Source organism: Streptomyces botrytidirepellens, assembly GCF_003721215.1.
GTDB lineage: Bacteria > Actinomycetota > Actinomycetes > Streptomycetales > Streptomycetaceae > Streptomyces > Streptomyces himastatinicus.
In genome coordinates this window covers 1-17,692 of sequence record NZ_RIBZ01000028.1, presented here as the reverse complement: position 1 = coordinate 17,692, position 17,692 = coordinate 1, and the positions used below count along the sequence as shown (strand labels likewise).

18 protein-coding genes and 1 pseudogene are annotated in these 17,692 nt (G+C 70.8%); 4 read left to right on the top strand and 15 right to left on the bottom strand.

Going from position 1 to position 17,692, the window contains the following annotated elements:
- Positions 1-16: 16 nt before the first annotated feature.
- From EEJ42_RS01635 to EEJ42_RS01625, 3 genes are read right to left on the bottom strand one after another with little or no spacing between them, the layout of a single operon-like run.
- Positions 17-1,486 (bottom strand): membrane-associated oxidoreductase, encoded by a 1,470-nt coding sequence (locus EEJ42_RS01635; protein ID WP_123098245.1) that lies wholly within the window; start codon positions 1,484-1,486, stop codon positions 17-19.
- A 33-nt stretch (positions 1,487-1,519) separates the two neighbouring features.
- Complete coding sequence (locus EEJ42_RS01630; protein WP_123098244.1) at positions 1,520-2,746, bottom strand: cation:proton antiporter; 1,227 nt, start codon at positions 2,744-2,746, stop codon at positions 1,520-1,522.
- A 7-nt stretch (positions 2,747-2,753) separates the two neighbouring features.
- Complete coding sequence (locus EEJ42_RS01625) at positions 2,754-3,245, bottom strand: cation:proton antiporter regulatory subunit (RefSeq protein WP_184502882.1); 492 nt, start codon at positions 3,243-3,245, stop codon at positions 2,754-2,756.
- A gap of 168 nt (positions 3,246-3,413) precedes the next feature.
- Between EEJ42_RS01625 and EEJ42_RS01620 the strand changes: the two genes are divergently transcribed.
- Both EEJ42_RS01620 and EEJ42_RS01615 read left to right on the top strand, forming a co-directional pair.
- Positions 3,414-3,821 carry a hypothetical protein gene (locus EEJ42_RS01620; protein WP_123098281.1) on the top strand — a complete coding sequence of 136 codons (408 nt, stop codon included), beginning with the start codon at positions 3,414-3,416 and terminating at the stop codon, positions 3,819-3,821.
- 96 nt (positions 3,822-3,917) lie between these two features.
- Entirely contained in the window at positions 3,918-4,328 is a 411-nt protein-coding gene (locus tag EEJ42_RS01615) for a DnaJ family domain-containing protein (RefSeq protein WP_123098242.1), read from the top strand.
- Positions 4,329-4,396: 68 nt separating this feature from the next.
- Here the strand turns inward: EEJ42_RS01615 and EEJ42_RS01610 are convergent, their stop codons facing one another.
- Positions 4,397-4,783 (bottom strand): VOC family protein, encoded by a 387-nt coding sequence (locus EEJ42_RS01610; protein ID WP_063730316.1) that lies wholly within the window; start codon positions 4,781-4,783, stop codon positions 4,397-4,399.
- 88 nt (positions 4,784-4,871) lie between these two features.
- Positions 4,872-5,642, bottom strand: a complete 771-nt coding sequence (locus tag EEJ42_RS01605) for a VOC family protein (RefSeq protein ID WP_184502885.1) — start codon at positions 5,640-5,642, stop codon at positions 4,872-4,874.
- 303 nt (positions 5,643-5,945) lie between these two features.
- Between EEJ42_RS01605 and EEJ42_RS01600 the strand changes: the two genes are divergently transcribed.
- On the top strand, positions 5,946-7,223 hold the full coding sequence (locus EEJ42_RS01600; RefSeq protein WP_123098240.1) for a cytochrome P450: 1,278 nt from the start codon (positions 5,946-5,948) through the stop codon (positions 7,221-7,223).
- 264 nt (positions 7,224-7,487) lie between these two features.
- Here the strand turns inward: EEJ42_RS01600 and EEJ42_RS01590 are convergent, their stop codons facing one another.
- Positions 7,488-7,862: a nuclear transport factor 2 family protein gene (locus tag EEJ42_RS01590; RefSeq protein WP_123098239.1), complete on the bottom strand. Its 375-nt coding sequence runs from the start codon at positions 7,860-7,862 to the stop codon at positions 7,488-7,490.
- Positions 7,863-7,990: 128 nt separating this feature from the next.
- On the opposite strand from EEJ42_RS01590, the gene EEJ42_RS01585 reads away from it, so the two are divergent.
- Positions 7,991-9,862 (top strand): S9 family peptidase, encoded by a 1,872-nt coding sequence (locus EEJ42_RS01585; protein WP_123098238.1) that lies wholly within the window; start codon positions 7,991-7,993, stop codon positions 9,860-9,862.
- Here the strand turns inward: EEJ42_RS01585 and EEJ42_RS01580 are convergent.
- From EEJ42_RS01580 to EEJ42_RS52210, 9 genes and pseudogenes are all read right to left on the bottom strand, one after another.
- Complete coding sequence (locus EEJ42_RS01580; protein ID WP_123098237.1) at positions 9,750-10,628, bottom strand: SURF1 family protein; 879 nt, start codon at positions 10,626-10,628, stop codon at positions 9,750-9,752. The genes EEJ42_RS01585 and EEJ42_RS01580 overlap by 113 nt on opposite strands.
- 151 nt (positions 10,629-10,779) lie before the next feature.
- Complete coding sequence (locus tag EEJ42_RS01575) at positions 10,780-11,967, bottom strand: hypothetical protein (RefSeq protein ID WP_123098236.1); 1,188 nt, start codon at positions 11,965-11,967, stop codon at positions 10,780-10,782.
- Entirely contained in the window at positions 11,964-12,545 is a 582-nt protein-coding gene (locus EEJ42_RS01570; RefSeq protein ID WP_184502881.1) for a SigE family RNA polymerase sigma factor, read from the bottom strand. Before EEJ42_RS01570 ends, EEJ42_RS01575 begins: the two co-directional genes overlap by 4 nt.
- A gap of 374 nt (positions 12,546-12,919) precedes the next feature.
- Positions 12,920-13,996, bottom strand: a complete 1,077-nt coding sequence (locus EEJ42_RS01565) for an aspartate-semialdehyde dehydrogenase (protein WP_123098235.1) — start codon at positions 13,994-13,996, stop codon at positions 12,920-12,922.
- Positions 13,993-15,273, bottom strand: coding sequence for an aspartate kinase (locus tag EEJ42_RS01560; protein ID WP_009716710.1), 1,281 nt, complete (start codon positions 15,271-15,273; stop codon positions 13,993-13,995). Before EEJ42_RS01560 ends, EEJ42_RS01565 begins: the two co-directional genes overlap by 4 nt.
- 294 nt (positions 15,274-15,567) lie before the next feature.
- A complete protein-coding gene (locus EEJ42_RS01555; protein ID WP_009716709.1) occupies positions 15,568-16,233 on the bottom strand; it encodes a DUF5063 domain-containing protein in 666 nt (221 codons plus the stop codon).
- Positions 16,226-16,825, bottom strand: a complete 600-nt coding sequence (recR, locus tag EEJ42_RS01550; protein WP_009716708.1) for a recombination mediator RecR — start codon at positions 16,823-16,825, stop codon at positions 16,226-16,228. Before recR ends, EEJ42_RS01555 begins: the two co-directional genes overlap by 8 nt.
- 118 nt (positions 16,826-16,943) lie before the next feature.
- Positions 16,944-17,279, bottom strand: coding sequence for a YbaB/EbfC family nucleoid-associated protein (locus tag EEJ42_RS01545; RefSeq protein ID WP_123098234.1), 336 nt, complete (start codon positions 17,277-17,279; stop codon positions 16,944-16,946).
- Between the two features lie 196 nt (positions 17,280-17,475).
- A pseudogene (locus tag EEJ42_RS52210) lies at positions 17,476-17,692 on the bottom strand (DNA polymerase III subunit gamma/tau); the annotation flags it as partial.

The window sequence follows — 17,692 nt, the reverse complement described above, 5'->3', positions numbered from 1 at the left end:
TCTGCGGGCCCGGCTCCTACTGGCGGCTCAGGGAGCGGCTGACGCCCGCCGCGGTGGTGGTGGCCAGGATCCAGCCGGTGACGATCAGCAGGTACGAGAGCCACTGGTACCCGCCGCGCGGGGCGAACGCGGCCTCCTGCCCGAAGCCGATGATGGGGAGGAGCAGGTCGAGGGTGTAGAAGACCGGGTTGAAGTCGGGGGCCTCGCCGGATTTCAGCGGCCGCGGGTGGTGGAGCGCGAAGGCCAGGGTGCCGGTGAGGAGCAGCGCGAAGAGCCAGCCCGCGGCGCGCAGCGGGCGGAAGCCGTAGCCGACGGTGACGTCCTGGAGGTGGCCCCAGGCGCGGGCGTAGCGCGGGAGGGTACGGCGGTGGCGGCGGAGCTTGGCGAGCTGGACGGTGCGGGCGGCGGCCTCGTCGCCCGCGGCGCGGTACACGGTGGTCAACTGCTCGTAGGAGGCGGGGAGATAGCCCTCCTTCTCACGTTCCAGGAGCGGCAGCCGATCCTCGGCGGGGAGGTGCGGGGCGAGGCTGCGGTAGCTGAGGCCGTCGATCCTGACGCGATCGGGCCAGACCTCGGGGCGGATGTGCAGCAGGTCGATCTGGGAGCGGCGCAGGTTCACATCGCCCTCGATGGGGGCGGCCTCGCGTAGCCACAGCTCACCGATGACGCAGCTGCTGGCGCGCAGGGCCTGGTCACCGGGGTGGGACAGCCGGGCGTAGGTGAGGTTGAGGTGGCGGGGCACCCGGGCCCCGCTGAGGTTGACGCGTCCGCGGGCGCGCAGCCGCATGGCGCGCAGATCGTTGCCGACGGACAGGTTCTCGGCGTGCAGGGCGGTGCCGCCGGGGGCGTGGAGTTCGCTGTCGTCGAGGTTCACCTGGCCGGTGACGGTGGCCTCGTTGAGCCGTATCGTTCCGTGGGCGACGAGGTCCGCGGCCTGGACGTCGGCTCCGATGACCGCGTGGTTGAGCTGGAGCAACGGCTGTTCGCAGCGGGTGTCCGGAGTGCCCAGGCGCGCCCCGTCGAGGAAGAGCCCTCCGGTGATCTGCGCCCCCGCGAGCCGCACCGGGCCCGTCGTACGACACCTGCTCATCCGCAGGACACCCTCGGTGTGCAGGGCCCCGGCCGTGAGCTCGGGAAGGGTGGAGTCGCTGAGCACCAGGACGTGCAGCCGCGCCCCGTACAGCTGCGGGGTCCGCTCGAAGTGGCAGGACCGCAGCCGTACGGCGTGCTCGACCACCCCGTACTTCAGGCGCAGCTCCCCGGTGATGCGCGCGCCGATCAGCTTCAGGCCCGCCACCTCGCCGTCACGCGTGGGCCCGCCGAGCAGCAGCGCGCGCAGCACCTCGGCTCGTACGGTCCGCTCGGGTCCCCAGGAGCCGCCGTGTTCGGGATCGTCGTCGGCGCCTTCGCGGAAATCGACACCCTCATCGAGCGGGAAGGCCCGCCAGACGCGCCGCTCCGCCGGTGTCAGGTCCGTGATCTCCACCGGCGGGATCGTGTCGCGGGGGTGTTCGGGGTGTCAACCGCGCTGTGATTCACGGGCCTTCGGCTCGGTGGGGGCGGTGTCGGCTGCGGGGGCCGCGGCGGGCTTGGGACGGATGAGGCGGCGCGCCAGGGGCTCGGTGTAGCGGGCGGTGAGGGGGCCGATGATGACCAGGATCAGGACGTACGCCGTGGCCAGGGGGCCCAGCGACGGTTCGATGCCCGCGGTGACGGCGAGTCCGGCGATGACGATGGAGAACTCGCCGCGCGCGACCAGCGTGCCGCCCGCCCGCCAGCGGCCCTTGACGGAGATCCCGGCGCGCCGCGCGGCCCAGTAGCCCGTGGCGACCTTGGTGCAGGCGGTGACGACGGCCAGCGCGAGGGCGGGCAGCAGGACCGGCGGGATGCTGGCGGGGTCGGTGTGCAGGCCGAAGAAGACGAAGAAGACGGCGGCGAACAGGTCGCGCAGCGGGCTGAGCAGGTTGTGGGTGCCCTCGGCGACCGAGCCGGTGAGGGCGATGCCGACCAGGAAGGCGCCCACGGCGGCGGAGACCTGGAGCTGCTGGGCTATCCCGGCGACCAGCAGGGTCAGACCCAGCACCACCAGCAGCAGCTTCTCGGGGTCGTCGCTGGAGACGAAGCGGGAGATGTGGCGGCCGAAGCGGACGGCGACGAAGAGGACGAGGCCCGCGACGCCGAGCGCGATGGCCAGCGTGACGCTGCCCGCGGCCAGCCCGACACCGGCCAGCAGGGCGGTGACGATCGGCAGGTAGATGGCCATCGCCAGGTCTTCGAGGACCAGGATGGACAGGATGACCGGGGTTTCGCGGTTGCCGAGCCGGCCGAGGTCGCGGAGGACCTTGGCGATGACGCCGGACGAGGAGATCCAGGTGACCCCGGCCAGCACCACGGCTTCCACCGGGCCCCATCCCAGCAGCAGCGCCATGACGGCGCCGGGCAGGGCGTTGAGCGTGGCGTCGACCAGCCCGGCCGGGTACTGGGTCTTGAGGTTGCTGACCAGGTCGCTGGCCGTGTACTCCAGGCCGAGCATCAACAGCAGCAGAACGACGCCGATTTCGGCGCCGATCGCGACGAACTCCTCACTGGCCCCGAGCGGCAGCAGCCCGCCCTCGCCGAAGGCCAGCCCGGCGAGCAGATAGAGGGGTATGGGCGAGAACTGGAAGCGTCCGGCGAGGCGGCCCAGCAGTCCGAGGCCGAGGATGACCGCACCGAACTCGATCAGGAAGACGGCAGAAGAGTGCATCCGTCTGTCACTCCCGCCCCAATATCGCCGCGGCGGCTTCCACGCCCTCGCGCGTGCCGATCACGATCAGGATGTCCCCACCGGCCAGCCGGAAGTCCGGGGTTGGGGACGGGATGGCGTCCGCCCGGCGCAGCACGGCCACGATGGAGGTGCCGGTCTCGGTGCGGGTCCGCGTCTCGCCCAGCACCCGCCCGTTCCAGTACGAGGACGGGGACAGCTCGATCCGCTCGGCGACCAGCCCCAGCTCGGTGGTGGACAGCAGCGTGGGGCTGTGGTGCGCGGGCATCAGCGCGCTGATGAGCGCCTCCGCCTCGCCCGGGGTGAGCCGGGTGGACAGGGCGCACTCGTCGGGATCGTCCCTCCGGTACGCGCTCAGCGTCCGTTCGCCGTCGCGGTGGGCGACCACCGACATCCGGCCCTGGTCCCGCGTCGTCAGGTCGTAACGGACTCCAATGCCCGGCAACGGCGTACTGCTCAACCGCGGAACACCCACAGCCATCCCCTCGTTCGTGCGCGACTTCCCGCTGGTCGCGCGGGTCGAAGTGTCGTCCGGCCACCGTAACAAATGGTAAAGAGTAAGTAATGGGGGGAAGTGCTCCGGGGCCCGGTGGAACAATCCGCGTTCGGGTGTCCGTACCCCGGGAGACGCACGAGAAAGACGGTGATCATGATCGAGTGGCGGCAGCTCAGCGTCGGCATGAGGCCCGTTCCCGAACCCGTCGCCACTCCGGTCATCTGGTCCGCGGCCTTTGCCGGGGCGCTGCTGCTGGTGGCCGTCCTCAACTCGCTCGGCGGCCATGGGCGGCCGACGCTCGCCCTGATCGCCCTGTCCCTGTTCGCCGCCGTGCTCGGGCTGTGCGCACGGTTCGTGGCGGCGCCGGGGACGGCGGTGCTGTGCTGGCTGTTCCTCAACGGCTTCGCCATCCCGCCCGCCGGCGTGCTGACCTGGGCGGGCGGCCGCGACGGCACCTGGCTCGCGTGCCTGCTCGGCGCGACCGTCGTCGGCACGGCCTGCGCCCGCGTGGTCAACGCCCGGGCGGGCTACCGGCGCATCACGCCGCGCGACCACGGCTGACGGGAGGCTCTGGAAGCGGGGCGGGCGTCACTCTTCCGCGAAGCGGGGCCGGGCGTCACTGTTCCGCGGCCCTCGGCTCGGAGGAACAATGGCACCATGACCGAGCGCAAGCCACCGGGCATCAGCTTCGAGACATGGGCCGACCGGCAGATCCGGGAGGCGGAGGAGCGCGGAGCCTTCGCCGACCTGCCGGGCATCGGCAAACCGCTCCCCCACCTGAACAGGCCGTATGACGAACTGTGGTGGGTCAAGGAGAAGATGAGCCGCGAGGGCCTGTCGTTCCTGCCCCCGACGCTCGTGCTGCGCAAGGAAGCGGAAGACGCGCTCGCGGCCGCGGCGGAGGCACCGTCGGAGCGGGCGGTACGGGAGATCATCGCGGACGTCAACGACAAGATCCGCGAAGCGATCCGGCGCCCTCCCCCGGGTCCGCCGCTCCATCTGGCGCCCTTCGACGCCGACGAGATCGTCCGGGAGTGGCGGGCGCGGCGACCAGAAGACCAGGGCTGACCTGCGCTGACGGGTCCGGTGTAGCCGGGGCGCGGGGCCCCCGCCACACCGGACCGCCCTCGGGAGGGCTACTCCTCGTTGTCGTAAGGCCGGGTGATGATCTCCATGCCATGACCGGCCGGGTCCATGAAGTACAGCCCGCGGCCGCCGTAGTGGTGGTTGATCTCGCCCGGCTGCTTACCGTGCGGATCGGCGTAATACGTGATGCCCTGCTCCCGTATCCGCTGGAATGCCGCGTCGAATTCCTCGTCGGAGATGAGGAACGCGTAGTGCTGCATGGTGATCGACTCGGCAGGGATACTGGCGAAGTCCAGGGTGACCCCATTGCTGGTGGAGACCGGTATGAACGGGCCCCAGGCGTCCCCCACCTCCAGGCCCAGAATATTGGCCAGGAATTCGGCGGATTCCCGGTTGTCCCGGGAGTGGACGATGGTGTGATTCAGCTCGACTGACACTGTGGAATGCCTCCAATTAAGGCAATCTCACGGGCACCTCCATGCCTCACCCAGCCGGTGACCGACACGCGATGCCGTATCTCCGATCCTAGGCGTCGTCCCGCTCGCCCGTCGAGCCTCTTTGGACGGCCGCCACGCTGAAGATTCCGCCCTCCGCGTCGCGGAGCGCCGCGACGCGGCCATAGGGGGTGTCGACCGGCGGGGAAACGACGCTTCCGCCCAGCGCCACGGTGTGTTCGGCGACCCGGTCGACGTCCTCGACCCGGAAATAGGCATGCCAGCGGGGCCGCACGTTCGGGTCGGGGGCGGCCTCCAGGGCGCCGCCGCGCAGCCCGGCCACCGCCTTCCCGTCGATGTGCAGGACCACCCGGTCATGCTCGAAGCGCACGTCGCACCGCTCCCGCGCCTGGGCGTCCCAGCCGAAGACATGGCCGTAGAAGAGCGCGGCGTCGAACGCGTCGCGCGTACGCAATTCCAGCCACACGGGGGCGCCCGGTCTGCGCTCGCCCCACCAGGCGGAGGTGAGATCGCCCTCCCAGATGCCGAAGACGGCGCCGTCCGGATCGGCCGCCCACGCCACCCGGCCGTTGCCGAATTCCAGCGGCCCGACCGCGACCGTGCCCCCGCGCTCCTGGACGCGCCAGGCCACCTCGTCCGCGCTGTCCGCGGCGAAGTACGTCGTCCAGGTGACGGGCAGCGTCACCCCCACCGTCGGGGCCGACGCACCGATGCCGACCGTGGGTACGCCATCCTCGGTGCAGGCGATGGTGTAACGGCCGTGCCCGTACCGCGTGGACCGGAACGTCCAGCCGAAGAGCTCTCCGTAGAAGGTGTGCGCGCGGTCCAGATCGGCTGCCATCAGGCTCACCCAGCACGGTGCTCCCTGGACAGCGCGGAACCTCTCCCGCAAGCCGCTCACCTCACTCCGCTCACTCCGCATCCATCGCGACGCACGGCCAGGCGCTTCCCTTCCGCGCGCAGCCCTCATCGCTCGCGCGTGACGCCCGATATCTTCACTTTCCTCCGATCCCCCGCTCCGCGCCACCGCACTGCTCATGAGGCGGACCGGAGAGCGGCCGCGGCGCATCTGTGGTACATCACACCGGGACGCGTCTGCCAACGTGTGACGGACGACCCTCCGCGGCAGGGCAGTATTGCGCCCATGTCGAATCTCCGCTCGAACATCGTCACGTGGCTGGGCCGCAAGTACTTCACGAAGATTCAGAAGAACGGGTTCGATCTGTCCAAGATGTCGTTTCTCCCGGATGCCACGCTGGCACCGCTGAAGCGCGACGGACTCGACCCCGTGGCCGATCTCTCCAAAACCCGGGCAAAGGAACCCATCAGCAAGATTTGGCTCCCTTTCGGGATCAACGGCTGGCTCGTCACCGGGTATGACGAGACCAAGGCGGTGCTCGGAAAGGCGAAGGGATTCAGCTCCGACTTCACCAACCTGGCCGAGAAGGCCATCGGCGTCGCCGAACAGCAGCATCCCGGCGGCCTCGGCTTCAGCGATCCACCGACGCATACGAGACTGCGACGGCTGCTGACGCCCGAATTCACCATGCGGCGGCTCAGCAGGCTCACCCCGCGCATCCACGCCATCGTGGAGGAGCGGCTGGACGAGATGGCCGCGGCCGAGGGGCCGGTCGACCTGGTGGAGATGTTCGCGCTCCCCATTCCGGCCCTCGTCATCTGCGAACTGCTCGGCGTTCCGTACGAGGACCGCGATGACTTCCAGCGGTACAGCACGGCGCGGTTCGATCTGTTCGGCGGCGCGAACGCGTCCCTCGGCGCCATGTCGGACTCGCTGACGTATCTCCATGGAATCGTCCGCAAGCAGCGTGAATCACCGGGTGACGGGCTGCTCGGCATGCTGGTGAAGGAGCACGGCGACGAAATCGACGACCAGGAGCTCGCGGGGCTGGCCGACGGGGTGCTGACCGGCGGTCTGGAAACCACCGCGAGCATGCTGGCGCTGGGCACGCTCGTACTGCTCCAGGCCCCCGAACAGTTCGCGGCGATACGCGACCAGGAAGACGTCGTCGACCGTTACGTGGATGAGCTGCTGCGCTATCTCTCCGTCGTCCAGGTGGCGTTCCCGCGGTTCGCCCGCGAGGACATGGAGATAGCGGGCACGAAGATATCCGCGGGCGATCTGGTGCTGTGCTCGCTGAGCGGAGCGAATCGCGACGAGAAGCTGGGTCCGGACATGGAGCGGGTCGACCCGCACCGGCAGACGCCGTCCCATCTGGCCTTCGGCCACGGCATTCACCGCTGCATCGGCGCAGAACTGGCCAAAATGGAACTCCGGGCGGCCTATCCTGCGCTGGTCCGGCGATTCCCTGAGATGCGGCTGGCCGTGGATGCCGACAAGCTCAAGTACCGGAAGCTGTCCATCGTTTACGGCGTCGATGCGCTGCCGGTGACGCTGCGCTAGGCGAGCGCCGGAGGGGCATACCGGAGGGGTGGCGGGACGGGGAGAGAAGGGGGCGAGGGCGGGGAATCTCGGGGTGGATACGGGGAGATGGGGGCCGGTCAGGTGGGGACCTGACGGGGCGGGACCTGCTGCGTGGAGTTCCGCTGGGCGGGGTTCTGCCAGGAGGGATTCTGCTGGGAGGGGATCTGCTGGGAGGGGATCTGCTGGGAGGGGATCTGCTGGGTGGGGTTTCTGCTGGTGGGGGTTTCTGCTGGTGGGGATCCGTCAGAAGCGCTCGGTCAGTTGCTCACGCCCGGCCGGCGGCTCGTCCGCACGGGGCCAGAAGTCGGTGATGGTCTGGATCCTGCCGTCCGGAGCCGAGGTGAAGAAGCTGATGCCCTGCGTCTCCTCCTCCTCGTCGCTGAACCGGACCCAGGAGACCGCCTGGGTGGCGTCGGCGACCACGCGCTCGACCTCCAGGCTCCACTCGCCGAGCTGCTCGGCGTTGAAGCGGACCACGCCGTCCCGGCCGACCACCCGCTCCCGGGTCTGCGGAAGCTCGTAGCGGACGTCGTCGGCGAGGGTCGCGCCGAACGCCCTCCAGTCCCTGGCCTGGGCCGTGGCCCAATATGTCTCCACGGTCGCGGCTATGTCGCCCATCGTCGCCCCCTCCGTTACGGCTCATCTGTCCATGCCCGCCGGGAACGTTATCCACAGGCGCGAGGGGACGCCAGCGCGGATGTCGGGGTGCGGCGCAGAATGGGGTCATGACTGAGAGCACGGAGTCCATGCCGGACTGGGAAAAGCGGTTTCGGGCACCGCGAGTGGGGTTGCCGGAGTGGGCGGAGGACGCCCCCGACCGGTCGCTGTTCGTCTCGAACGCCACGGGCACATACGAGCTGTACGCATGGGATCGCGCGACCGGCGCGCAGCGGCAGGTGACGGACCGGCCGAACGGGACGACGGACGGGGTGCTGACCCCGGACGGCCGGTGGGTCTGGTGGTTCTCGGATACCGATGGTGACGAGTTCGGGGTGTGGCTGCGCCAGCCCTTCGACGGCGGCGACGGGACAGGCGGCGACGGCGGCGAGTCCGGGGAAGCGGCGGGGGTGGACGAGCCCGCGGCGCCCGGTCTCGAACCCTCCTATCCGGCGGGTCTCGCGCTCGGCCGGGACGGCACGGCGATCGTCGGCCGGTCCACTGACGAGGAGGGCTCGACGATCCATGTGGTGGCGCCGGGGGCCGAGCCCCGGGAGATCTACCGCCACCGGGAGTCGGCCGGAGTGGGCGACCTGTCGCACGACGGGACGCTGATCGCGGTCGAGCACACCGAGCACGGCGACGCCATGCACTCGGCGATCCGGGTCGTCCGGCTGGACGGGACGGCGGTCGCGGAGCTGGACGACACCAAGGGCGGCACCGAGGAGCTGGGCCTGTCCGTCATGGGCTTCGCACCGGTCCCCGGGGACACCCGCCTGCTGGTCGGGCACCAGCGGCGGGGCCGGTGGGAGCCGATGGTGTGGGATCCGCTGACCGGAGTGGAGACGGCCCTGGCCATCGACCTGCCGGGCGATGTCGGCGCGGACTGGTTCCCGGACGGCTCGGCGCTGCTGATCGCCCACGACCACCAGGCGCGCGGCGAGCTGTGGCGGTATGAGCTGGCCTCCGGTGAGCTGACCCGCGTCGAGACCCCGGCCGGGTCGATCGGGGGCGCCTCCGCGCGGCCGGACGGCACGATCGAGTTCCTGTGGTCCTCGGCGGAGCAGCCGCCGCAGGTGCGGTCGACGAGCGGGCGGACCGTGCTCGACCCGCCGGGGTTCAAAGCCCCCGTGTCGGTGCCGGTGAGCGACGCCTGGGTGGACGGACCGGGCGGGCGGGTGCACGCGCTGGTGCAGAAGCCCGAGGGCGAGGGCCCCTTCCCCACCGTCTTCGACATCCACGGCGGGCCGACCTGGCACGACAGCGACGCGTTCGCGGCGGGCCCGGCGGCCTGGGTCGACCACGGTTTCGCCGTCGTCCGGGTCAACTACCGCGGCTCGACCGGGTACGGGCGGGCGTGGACGGACGCGCTCAAGCACCGGGTCGGGCTGATCGAGCTGGAGGACATCGCGGCGGTCCGGGAGTGGGCGGTGGCCTCGGGGCTGGCCGACCCCGAGCGGCTGGTGCTGTCCGGCGGCTCCTGGGGCGGCTATCTGACGCTCCTGGGCCTGGGCACCCAGCCCGGGGCCTGGGCGCTGGGTCTGGCCGCGGTCCCGGTCGCGGACTATGTGACGGCCTACCACGACGAGATGGAGGCCCTGAAGGCGATGGACCGCACGCTCCTCGGGGGCACCCCGGAGGAGGTGCCGGAGCGCTTCGAGGCGTCCTCCCCGCTGACCTACGTGGACCAGGTGCGGGCGCCGGTCTACATCTCGGCCGGGGTGAACGACCCGCGCTGCCCGATACGGCAGATCGACAACTACGTGGAACGGCTACAGCAGCGCGGTGCCCCGCACGAGGTGTACCGCTACGACGCGGGGCACGGCTCGCTCGTGGTCGAGGAGCGGATCAAGCAGTTGCGCTTGGAGATCGATTTCGCTCAGCGTCATCTGAGTCTTCCGGGCCCGGGGCGCGGTCCGGCCGCGGACCGGGCGGAGGAGCCGCAAGCCCGTCCGGAGTGAGGCCCAGCGCGAGGTCGCGGGCGGCCTCGACCTCGCGCCGGAAGAGCCGGAACCACATGAAGACCACGAAGCCCGCGAAGACGAACCACTCACCGGTGTAGCCGAGGTTCTGGAACGCCTTGAGGTCCAGCCCGGTGCCCTCCGCCACGACGGGGGGCACCGGCCGCAGGGCCCCGGGCGCCTGGGAGGAGGTGATCCACGCGTCGTACACCGAGTACGGCACCAGGTTGACCAGCGAGGCATCGCTGATCATGCCCAGCTGACCGCGCGGCAGGGCGCCGCTCGCGGTCACCCCGCCGCTGCCCTCGTGCTCGGTCGCCTGGAGCGCTCCGGTGACCGTCACCCGGCCGGACGGCGGCGCGGGCACCTTGGCGGTGTCGGCCTTGGAGGAGGCGTCCCCGGGCAGCCAGCCGCGGACGACGGGCAGTGCCTTGCCCCCATCGGTGCGCAGCAGCGTCAGTACGTAGAAGCCGGTCCGGTCGCCGAGCCGCCGGTCGGGAACGAGGAGTTGGTGTTCGGTGTCATACCGGCCGGTGGCGGTCGCCCGCCGCCCGGAGGTCTCCGTGGTGACCGGCAGCAGGTCGCGCAGCGGCTTCGCCGCGGCCTTCTCGGCGCCGGACGCGTCCTCCTGCTGCTGCTCGTGCGTGTCGATGCGCGTCTCGAAGCGGCTGAGCTGCCAGCTGCCCATGAAGAGACAGAACGGGATCGCCACCACGGTGAACACGTTGATCACCCACCAGCGGGGTGTCAGCAGAAACCGATACACACCCCCACGGTACGGGCCCCACGGCGGGCCCCCGGCGGCGGGCCCCGGCATCACGCCGCCGCGAGGACGGGGACGGGCACCGGCACGAGGGCCGGGACGGCGCCCAGAAGAGGGCCCGCGAGCGGGTCCGGCAGAGGGCCCGCGAGGGTGCTCAGGAGGAGGGCAGCAGGCCGGTGCCGTAGACCGTCCCCGCGCAGGCACCGCTCAGGGTCACGCTGCCGACCGCGGGCTCGCCCGCCTCCGGCGTATAGCTGACCTGGACGCTCGCGGCGGGCTGCTCGCCACCACCGTTGCCCGGGGAGCCGCTCGGGTCGCCCGAGCCGGGCTGGTCCGCCGGGCCACCGGCGGCATCCGGGGTGGGAGTGGCGGTCGGGGTGTCGTCGCCGGAGCTGGGGCATCCGCTGGGGCCGCCGCCCGACGCCGGGATCCATGCGAACCGGACCTCGTACGCCTGGCCCGGCTGGAGGATCAGCGTGCCCGGCTCGGTGGCCGGGTCGGGCAGCCCGCCGGCCGCGTCCCCCGCCGTGTGATCGACGAAGAAGACCTTCCCGGGGTCCGCCGAGCCCTGCGCGGCCACGCCGAACCTGCCGTCGCCCTCGACCATGCAGGCCTGACCGGAGGTGTTCACGACGCGGAAGGAGCCGTAGATCCGGCCCTCGGCGTCCGGCGCTCCGGCCGACCCGCCGTTGCCGCCGAGCTGGGTGCGGGAGCAGGTGGGCGAGGTGGCGTTCAGCGTGCTGGAGGGGTCGGGGGCGGTGCCGCCCGAGTCGCCGCCCTGGGCATCCTTGGACGGCTTGTCCTCGTCCTTCTTGCCGTCCTTGCCCTTGTCGCCGTGGTCATCCGTCCGGGCCTTGTCGGAGGGCCCGTCGGGGTCCTTGCCGCCGCTGCCCTCGCCGCGCCCGCTGCTGTCGCCCCCCTGAGGGGTGCGGTGGCTGCTGGCCGCGTTGGCCGGGTGGTCGTTCGAGGTGTTGCTCGCGGAGGTGACGTGCACCAGGGCGGGCAGTGCGGCACCGCCGAGCACCACCGCCGCCACGGCCCCGACCAGGGCCTGGCGGCGCCGCGCCCGGCGGGCGGGCACGGCGCGCCGCAGATACTCCAGGGAGTGCGGGGGCGGCTCCAGGTCGTCCACCGCGTGGTGCAGCATCCGCCGTAGCGCCTGCTCGTCCATGTCGCCCGCGCCGCGTATGTCCCCCGCGTCGTCCGCGCCGGTGCCGTCCGCGCCCGCGACGTCCGCGCCCGTGCCGTCGGGCGCCGCTCCGTCGGGAGCGGCCTCCAGCGGCTCGCGGTCGCCCTGGCGGTCGGGGTCCTCCGGGCCCGGCGTGTCGTTCTCGTGGTTCATGCGGGAGCCTCCATGGCGACGCGGAGCGCCGCGATGCCGCGCGAGCCGTACGCCTTGACCGAGCCGAGCGATATGCCCAGCGTCTCGGCCACCTGGGCCTCGGTCATGTCGGCGAAGTAGCGCAGCACGAGGACCTCGCGCTGGCGGCGCTGGAGGCCCTTCATCGCCTTGATCAATTGGTCGCGCTCCAGCTGGTCGTACGCGCCTTCCTCGGCACTGGCCATGTCGGGCATCGGCTTGGAGAGCAGCTTCAGCCCCAGGATGCGGCGGCGCAGCGCCGAGCGGGAGAGGTTGACGACCGTCTGCCGCAGATAGGCGAGGGTTTTCTCCGGGTCGCGGACTCTTTTGCGCGCCGAGTGCACGCGGATGAACGCCTCCTGCACCACGTCCTCGCAGGACGCGGTGTCGTCGAGGAGGAGCGCCGCGAGCCCGAGCAGCGACCGGTAGTGGGCGCGGTAGGTCTCGGTGAGGTGATCGACTGTGGTCCCCGCTGCCATCGCCATCGCGTCGTCAGCGTCCTCGCGCCCTGTCGCGAGGGGTGCAGGGCGGGCGGTCGACCATGGCGCGATCACCGGCATGCCGCCTGATGTGCGCGGACGCGGGGGCCGCACTGCCGCGCCGCCGTGCCCTGGAACCGTTGCGATGCCGAATACCTCTGCCACGTCTGTTGGACACGCTGTCCCCCGTCAGGGTTGTACGCGCGAGGCACCGCTTTTGACGCTGCACCAGATCCCCCCATGCGCCCCAACTCTCCCCAATGCCCAGTTTTCACAGCGCCCACGGGTGGGCGACCAGAAAGACGCTCCCCACTCGCTGTCGGTTGCAGCAAGCAGGGAGCGGTTCGTCGGACGGGCCGTCGACCCGGACCAACTGGTCCAGGCCATTGGCCAGCTCACAGGATATTCACATTATCCGGGGCGTGCACCTCGTACGGTGCACTCTTCGCGGGGCACTACGCGGCGGTCAGCTCCGCCGCGATGACCTCCCCGATCTGCGCGGTGTTGAGCGCCGCGCCCTTGCGGAGGTTGTCGCCGCACACGAAGAGTTCGAGCGCGTTCGGGTCGTCCAGCGAGCGCCGCACCCGGCCGACCCACGTCGGATCGGTGCCCACGACATCGGCGGGCGTCGGGAACTCGCCCTCCGCCGGGTTGTCGCACAGCACCACGCCCGGCGCACCGGCCAGGATCTCGTGGGCCGCCTCCACCGTCACCTCGTTCTCGAACCGCGCGTGCACGGCCAGCGAGTGCGTGGTGATCACGGGCACGCGCACACAGGTCGCGGTGACCCGCAGGTCCGGCAGCCCCAGGATCTTGCGGGACTCGTTCCGTACCTTCAGCTCCTCCGAGGACCAGCCGTCCTCCTTGAGCGAGCCCGCGAACGGCACCACGTTGAGCGCCATCGGCGCCGGGAACGGCCCGGTCTCGCCGACCGCCCGCCGTACGTCGCCCGGGTGCGTACCCAGCTCCGTACCGGCCACCAGCGCGATCTGCTCGCGCAGGGCGTCGATGCCTTCCTTGCCCGCGCCGGAGACCGCCTGGTACGAGGAGACGATCAGTTCGCTCAGCCCGAACTCGGCGTGCAGCGCGCCCATCGCGACGATCATCGACAGCGTGGTGCAGTTCGGGTTGGCGATGATGCCGCGCGGCCGGACGCGCGCCGCGTGCGCGTTCACCTCGGGCACGACCAGCGGCACATCCGGGTCCATCCGGAAGGCGCCGGAGTTGTCCACCACGACCGCGCCCTTGCTCGCCGCGACCGGCGCCCACTGGGCCGAGACCTCGTCGGGTACGTCGAACATCGCGACGTCGACGCCCTCGAAGGCCTCCTCGCACAGCGCGACGACCTCGACCTGCTCGCCCCGGACGGTCAGCTTCCGCCCGGCCGAGCGCGGGGAGGCGATCAGCCGGATCTCGCCCCACACGTCGGCCCGCTCGGACAGGATCGAGAGCATGACAGTGCCGACGGCACCGGTCGCGCCGACGACGGCAAGCGTCGGCTTCCGGCCACCGGCGCCGCCGGCCCGGGTCATCGGCCGGTCCCTCCGTACACGACCGCCTCGACGCTGTCGCTGTCCAGCCCGAACGCGCTGTGCACGGCGCGGACCGCGTCCTTCACGTCGTCGGCGCGGGTGACGACCGAGATGCGGATCTCGGAGGTCGAGATCAGCTCGATGTTGACCCCGGCGTTCGACAGCGCCTCGAAGAAGGTCGCGGTCACGCCCGGGTTGGTCCGCATCCCGGCGCCGATCAGCGAGATCTTGGCGATCTGGTCGTCGTAGCGCAGCGAGTCGAAGCCGATCTGCGGCTTGGCCTTGGTCAGCGCCTCCATCGCCCGGTGACCGTCCGTCTTGGGCAGCGTGACGGAGATGTCGGTCAGCCCGGTCGACGCGGCGGAGACGTTCTGCACCACCATGTCGATGTTGATCTCGGCGTCCGAGATCGTGCGGAAGATGGCCGCGGCCTCACCCGGCTTGTCCGGCACCCCGACGACCGTGACCTTGGCCTCGGACGTGTCGTGTGCGACCCCGGAGATGATCGCCTGCTCCATGCCTTCTTCTCCTTCTCCCGCTTCCTGCCGATTGCGCACCCAGGTGCCCTGATGGCCGGAGAACGACGACCGTACGTGGATGGGGATGTTGTAGCGGCGCGCGTACTCCACGCAGCGCAGATGCAGCACCTTGGAGCCGCTCGCGGCCAGCTCCAGCATGTCCTCGTACGGGATTTCGTTGATCTTGCGAGCCTTCTTCACCACGCGCGGGTCGGAGGTGAACACTCCGTCCACGTCGGTGTAGATCTCGCACACCTCGGCCTCCAGGGCCGCCGCCAGGGCCACCGCGGTGGTGTCCGAGCCGCCCCGGCCGAGGGTGGTGATGTCCTTGCTCTCCTGGGACACGCCCTGGAAGCCCGCGACGATCGCGACGGCGCCCAGTTCGAGCGCATCGCGGATGCGCCCCGGCGTGACATCGATGATCCGCGCTTTGTTGTGGACCGCGTCGGTGATGACTCCTGCCTGGCTGCCGGTGAACGACAGCGCCTCGTGACCGAGGTCTTTGATCGCCATGGCCAGCAACGCCATGGAGATTCGCTCTCCCGCGGTCAGCAGCATGTCGAACTCGCGCCCAGTAGGAATCGGGGATACCTGCTCGGCGAGATCGATCAGCTCGTCCGTCGTGTCGCCCATCGCAGAAACCACGACGACCACCTGGTGGCCGTTCTTCTTGGCTTCGACGATTCGCTTGGCGACCCGCTTGATGCCCTCGGCATCGGCAACGGAGGAGCCTCCGTACTTCTGCACGACAAGGCCCACGTGCGCTCCTCGCAGATCTCAATAATGCGGTCGGCTCAGTTTACCGAGCGGCCGGAAAGTGCCCTCCCAATATCAGATAGCGAGACACACACCTCACCACCCGACCAGGACGGACCAGACGGACCCGGGCGGACCAGGGGGATCATGCGGCACAACGTCCCCGTACCGCGGATACTCCCGGCATCCCGTACCACTCGTTCAGCGACGAACCCTGCCCGCTTCCGGGCGAAGCACACGGGAACGTAACCCAGCTCACAGGGCGCACGGGTGCCCTGCGGGCCTCCGGGTGGGCTCTCAGGGGCGCAGGGAGCGCAGTCCCAGCGGCTCCGCGATCTCCGCCGCCATGACCCGGCCGGCCTCCTCCGCCAGCGCCTCGTCACCGCCCGCGCTACTGTCCGTGTCCAGCCCGTCCAGCTCGTCCAGCGGGCTGTCCAGCCGTACGTGCGCGACGAGCGACTGGAGCGCGCGCAGGGCGGCGGAAGCGGTCGTACCCCAGTTGGAGAGGTACGAGAACTGCCACCACCACAGCGCCTCGTTGATCCGGCCCTCGCGGTAGTGAGCCATGCCGTGCCGCAGATCCGTGATGATCAGGGCGAGGTCGTCGGAGATACGGCAGGGGACGGGCTCACTGCGCGGTACGTACGGGTCGAACACCTCCGAGTAGACGTCGACCGGCTCCAGCAGCCGGGCGAACCGTTCCCGCAGCTCGTCGACGTCCGGCTCGGGACCGGCGTCCGGCTCGTACCGCTCGTCCGGTACGAAGTCCTCGTGGGCGCCGAGCCGCCCGCCGGCGAGGATCAGCTGGGAGAGCTCGAGCAGCAGGAACGGCACGGCGCTGTTCGGTTCGTCGCCCTTGGCGACCTCGGTGACCGCGACGATGAAACTCTCGATCTGATCGGCGATCTGAACCGAGAAGTCGTCCGGGTCCGGGTGGGCGTCGTGCAACGTTGCGTCAGACATCGAGAAGTCTTCTCCCTTCGAAGGCACGACCCAGCGTGACCTCGTCGGCATACTCCAGGTCTCCCCCGACGGGAAGACCACTGGCCAGGCGCGTGACCTTCAGCCCCATGGGCTTGATCATGCGCGCGAGGTACGTGGCGGTGGCTTCACCCTCCAGATTCGGATCGGTGGCCAGGATCAGCTCCGTGACCGTACCGTCCGCGAGCCGGGCCAGCAGCTCCCTGATCCGCAGATCGTCCGGGCCCACGCCCTCGATGGGGCTGATCGCCCCGCCGAGCACGTGATAGCGGCCGCGGAACTCGCGGGTCCGCTCGATCGCGACAACGTCCTTCGGCTCCTCGACCACGCAGATGACCGCGGGGTCGCGGCGCGGGTCCTGGCAGACCCGGCACTGCTCGGCCTCGGCGACGTTTCCGCACACCGCGCAGAACCGCACCTTCTCCTTGACCTCGGTCAGCGCGTGAGCGAGGCGGCGGACGTCGGTGGGCTCGGACTGGAGGATGTGGAAGGCGATCCGCTGCGCGCTCTTGGGACCGACGCCGGGCAGCCTGCCCAACTCGTCGATGAGGTCCTGGACCACGCCCTCGTACACGCCTGCATCCAATCTCGCGCCGCCGCGCGGTGGCTGTACTTCATCTGAATATTCGGTTGCGTCGCTCGAAACGGGACACAGGGTCCGTCGAACGGTCTTCAGTCTCGGGCCTACGGCCTCAGAAAGGCAGCCCCGGCATCCCACCCAGCCCCTGCGCCAGCGGGCCGAGCTTCGTCTGCTGAAGCTCCTGCGCCGCGTGGTTCGCGTCGCGGACGGCCGCGACGACCAGGTCCGCGAGGGTCTCGGTGTCCTCCGGATCCACCGCCTTCGGGTCGATCACCAGACCCTGAAGCTCACCGGCACCGGTCACGGTCGCCTTCACCAGCCCACCACCCGAGGACCCCTCGACGGGGGTACGGGCCAGCTCCTCCTGGGCCGCGGCGAGGTCCTGCTGCATCTTCTGCGCCTGCTGCAACAACTGCTGCATGTCAGGCTGGCCACCACCGGGAATCACGAGTTCGCTCCTGGCTGTCGACTGCGGTTCTCTTCGATAGCCCGAGCCTACGTGCTCCCACGGCGCCTTGCCCTACGCCGTACGGAGGAGACGGCCGCACCCGTCACCGGGCCCGCCCCCTACGCCGTACGACCTACGCGCTCTCCTCGATCTACCCGCTCTGCTCGCTCTGCGCGCTCTACCCGCTCTGCTCGCTCTACTCGTTCGCGATCTCTTCGATGACCGTGGCGCCCAGCTCGCGCACGATCAGGTCGTGCCCGCTCAGCGCGGTCTCGTCCAGATCCGGGTCGTCCTCGGCCGGCATGTCGTCCTCCGGCGAGATGGGCGGAGGCTCGGGCTCCCGGTACGCGGACGCCTCGGGGGGCGGCCCCGCGTCGGCGGGCGCGGGGGCCGGGGCCGACGGCGCGGGGGCG

What these genes read in the sequence shown, in the direction of transcription:
- EEJ42_RS01630 (WP_123098244.1), bottom strand. Translation starts at nt 2,746, where the DNA reads ATGCACTCTTCTGCCGTCTTCCTGATCGAGTTCGGTGCGGTCATCCTC.
- EEJ42_RS01625 (WP_184502882.1), bottom strand. Translation starts at nt 3,245, where the DNA reads ATGGCTGTGGGTGTTCCGCGGTTGAGCAGTACGCCGTTGCCGGGCATT.
- EEJ42_RS01620 (WP_123098281.1), top strand. Translation starts at nt 3,414, where the DNA reads ATGATCGAGTGGCGGCAGCTCAGCGTCGGCATGAGGCCCGTTCCCGAA.
- EEJ42_RS01615 (WP_123098242.1), top strand. Translation starts at nt 3,918, where the DNA reads ATGACCGAGCGCAAGCCACCGGGCATCAGCTTCGAGACATGGGCCGAC.
- EEJ42_RS01605 (WP_184502885.1), bottom strand. Translation starts at nt 5,642, where the DNA reads ATGGCAGCCGATCTGGACCGCGCGCACACCTTCTACGGAGAGCTCTTC.
- EEJ42_RS01600 (WP_123098240.1), top strand. Translation starts at nt 5,946, where the DNA reads ATGTCGAATCTCCGCTCGAACATCGTCACGTGGCTGGGCCGCAAGTAC.
- EEJ42_RS01590 (WP_123098239.1), bottom strand. Translation starts at nt 7,862, where the DNA reads ATGGGCGACATAGCCGCGACCGTGGAGACATATTGGGCCACGGCCCAG.
- EEJ42_RS01585 (WP_123098238.1), top strand. Translation starts at nt 7,991, where the DNA reads ATGCCGGACTGGGAAAAGCGGTTTCGGGCACCGCGAGTGGGGTTGCCG.
- EEJ42_RS01575 (WP_123098236.1), bottom strand. Translation starts at nt 11,967, where the DNA reads ATGAACCACGAGAACGACACGCCGGGCCCGGAGGACCCCGACCGCCAG.
- EEJ42_RS01570 (WP_184502881.1), bottom strand. Translation starts at nt 12,545, where the DNA reads ATGCCGGTGATCGCGCCATGGTCGACCGCCCGCCCTGCACCCCTCGCG.
- EEJ42_RS01565 (WP_123098235.1), bottom strand. Translation starts at nt 13,996, where the DNA reads ATGACCCGGGCCGGCGGCGCCGGTGGCCGGAAGCCGACGCTTGCCGTC.
- EEJ42_RS01555 (WP_009716709.1), bottom strand. Translation starts at nt 16,233, where the DNA reads ATGTCTGACGCAACGTTGCACGACGCCCACCCGGACCCGGACGACTTC.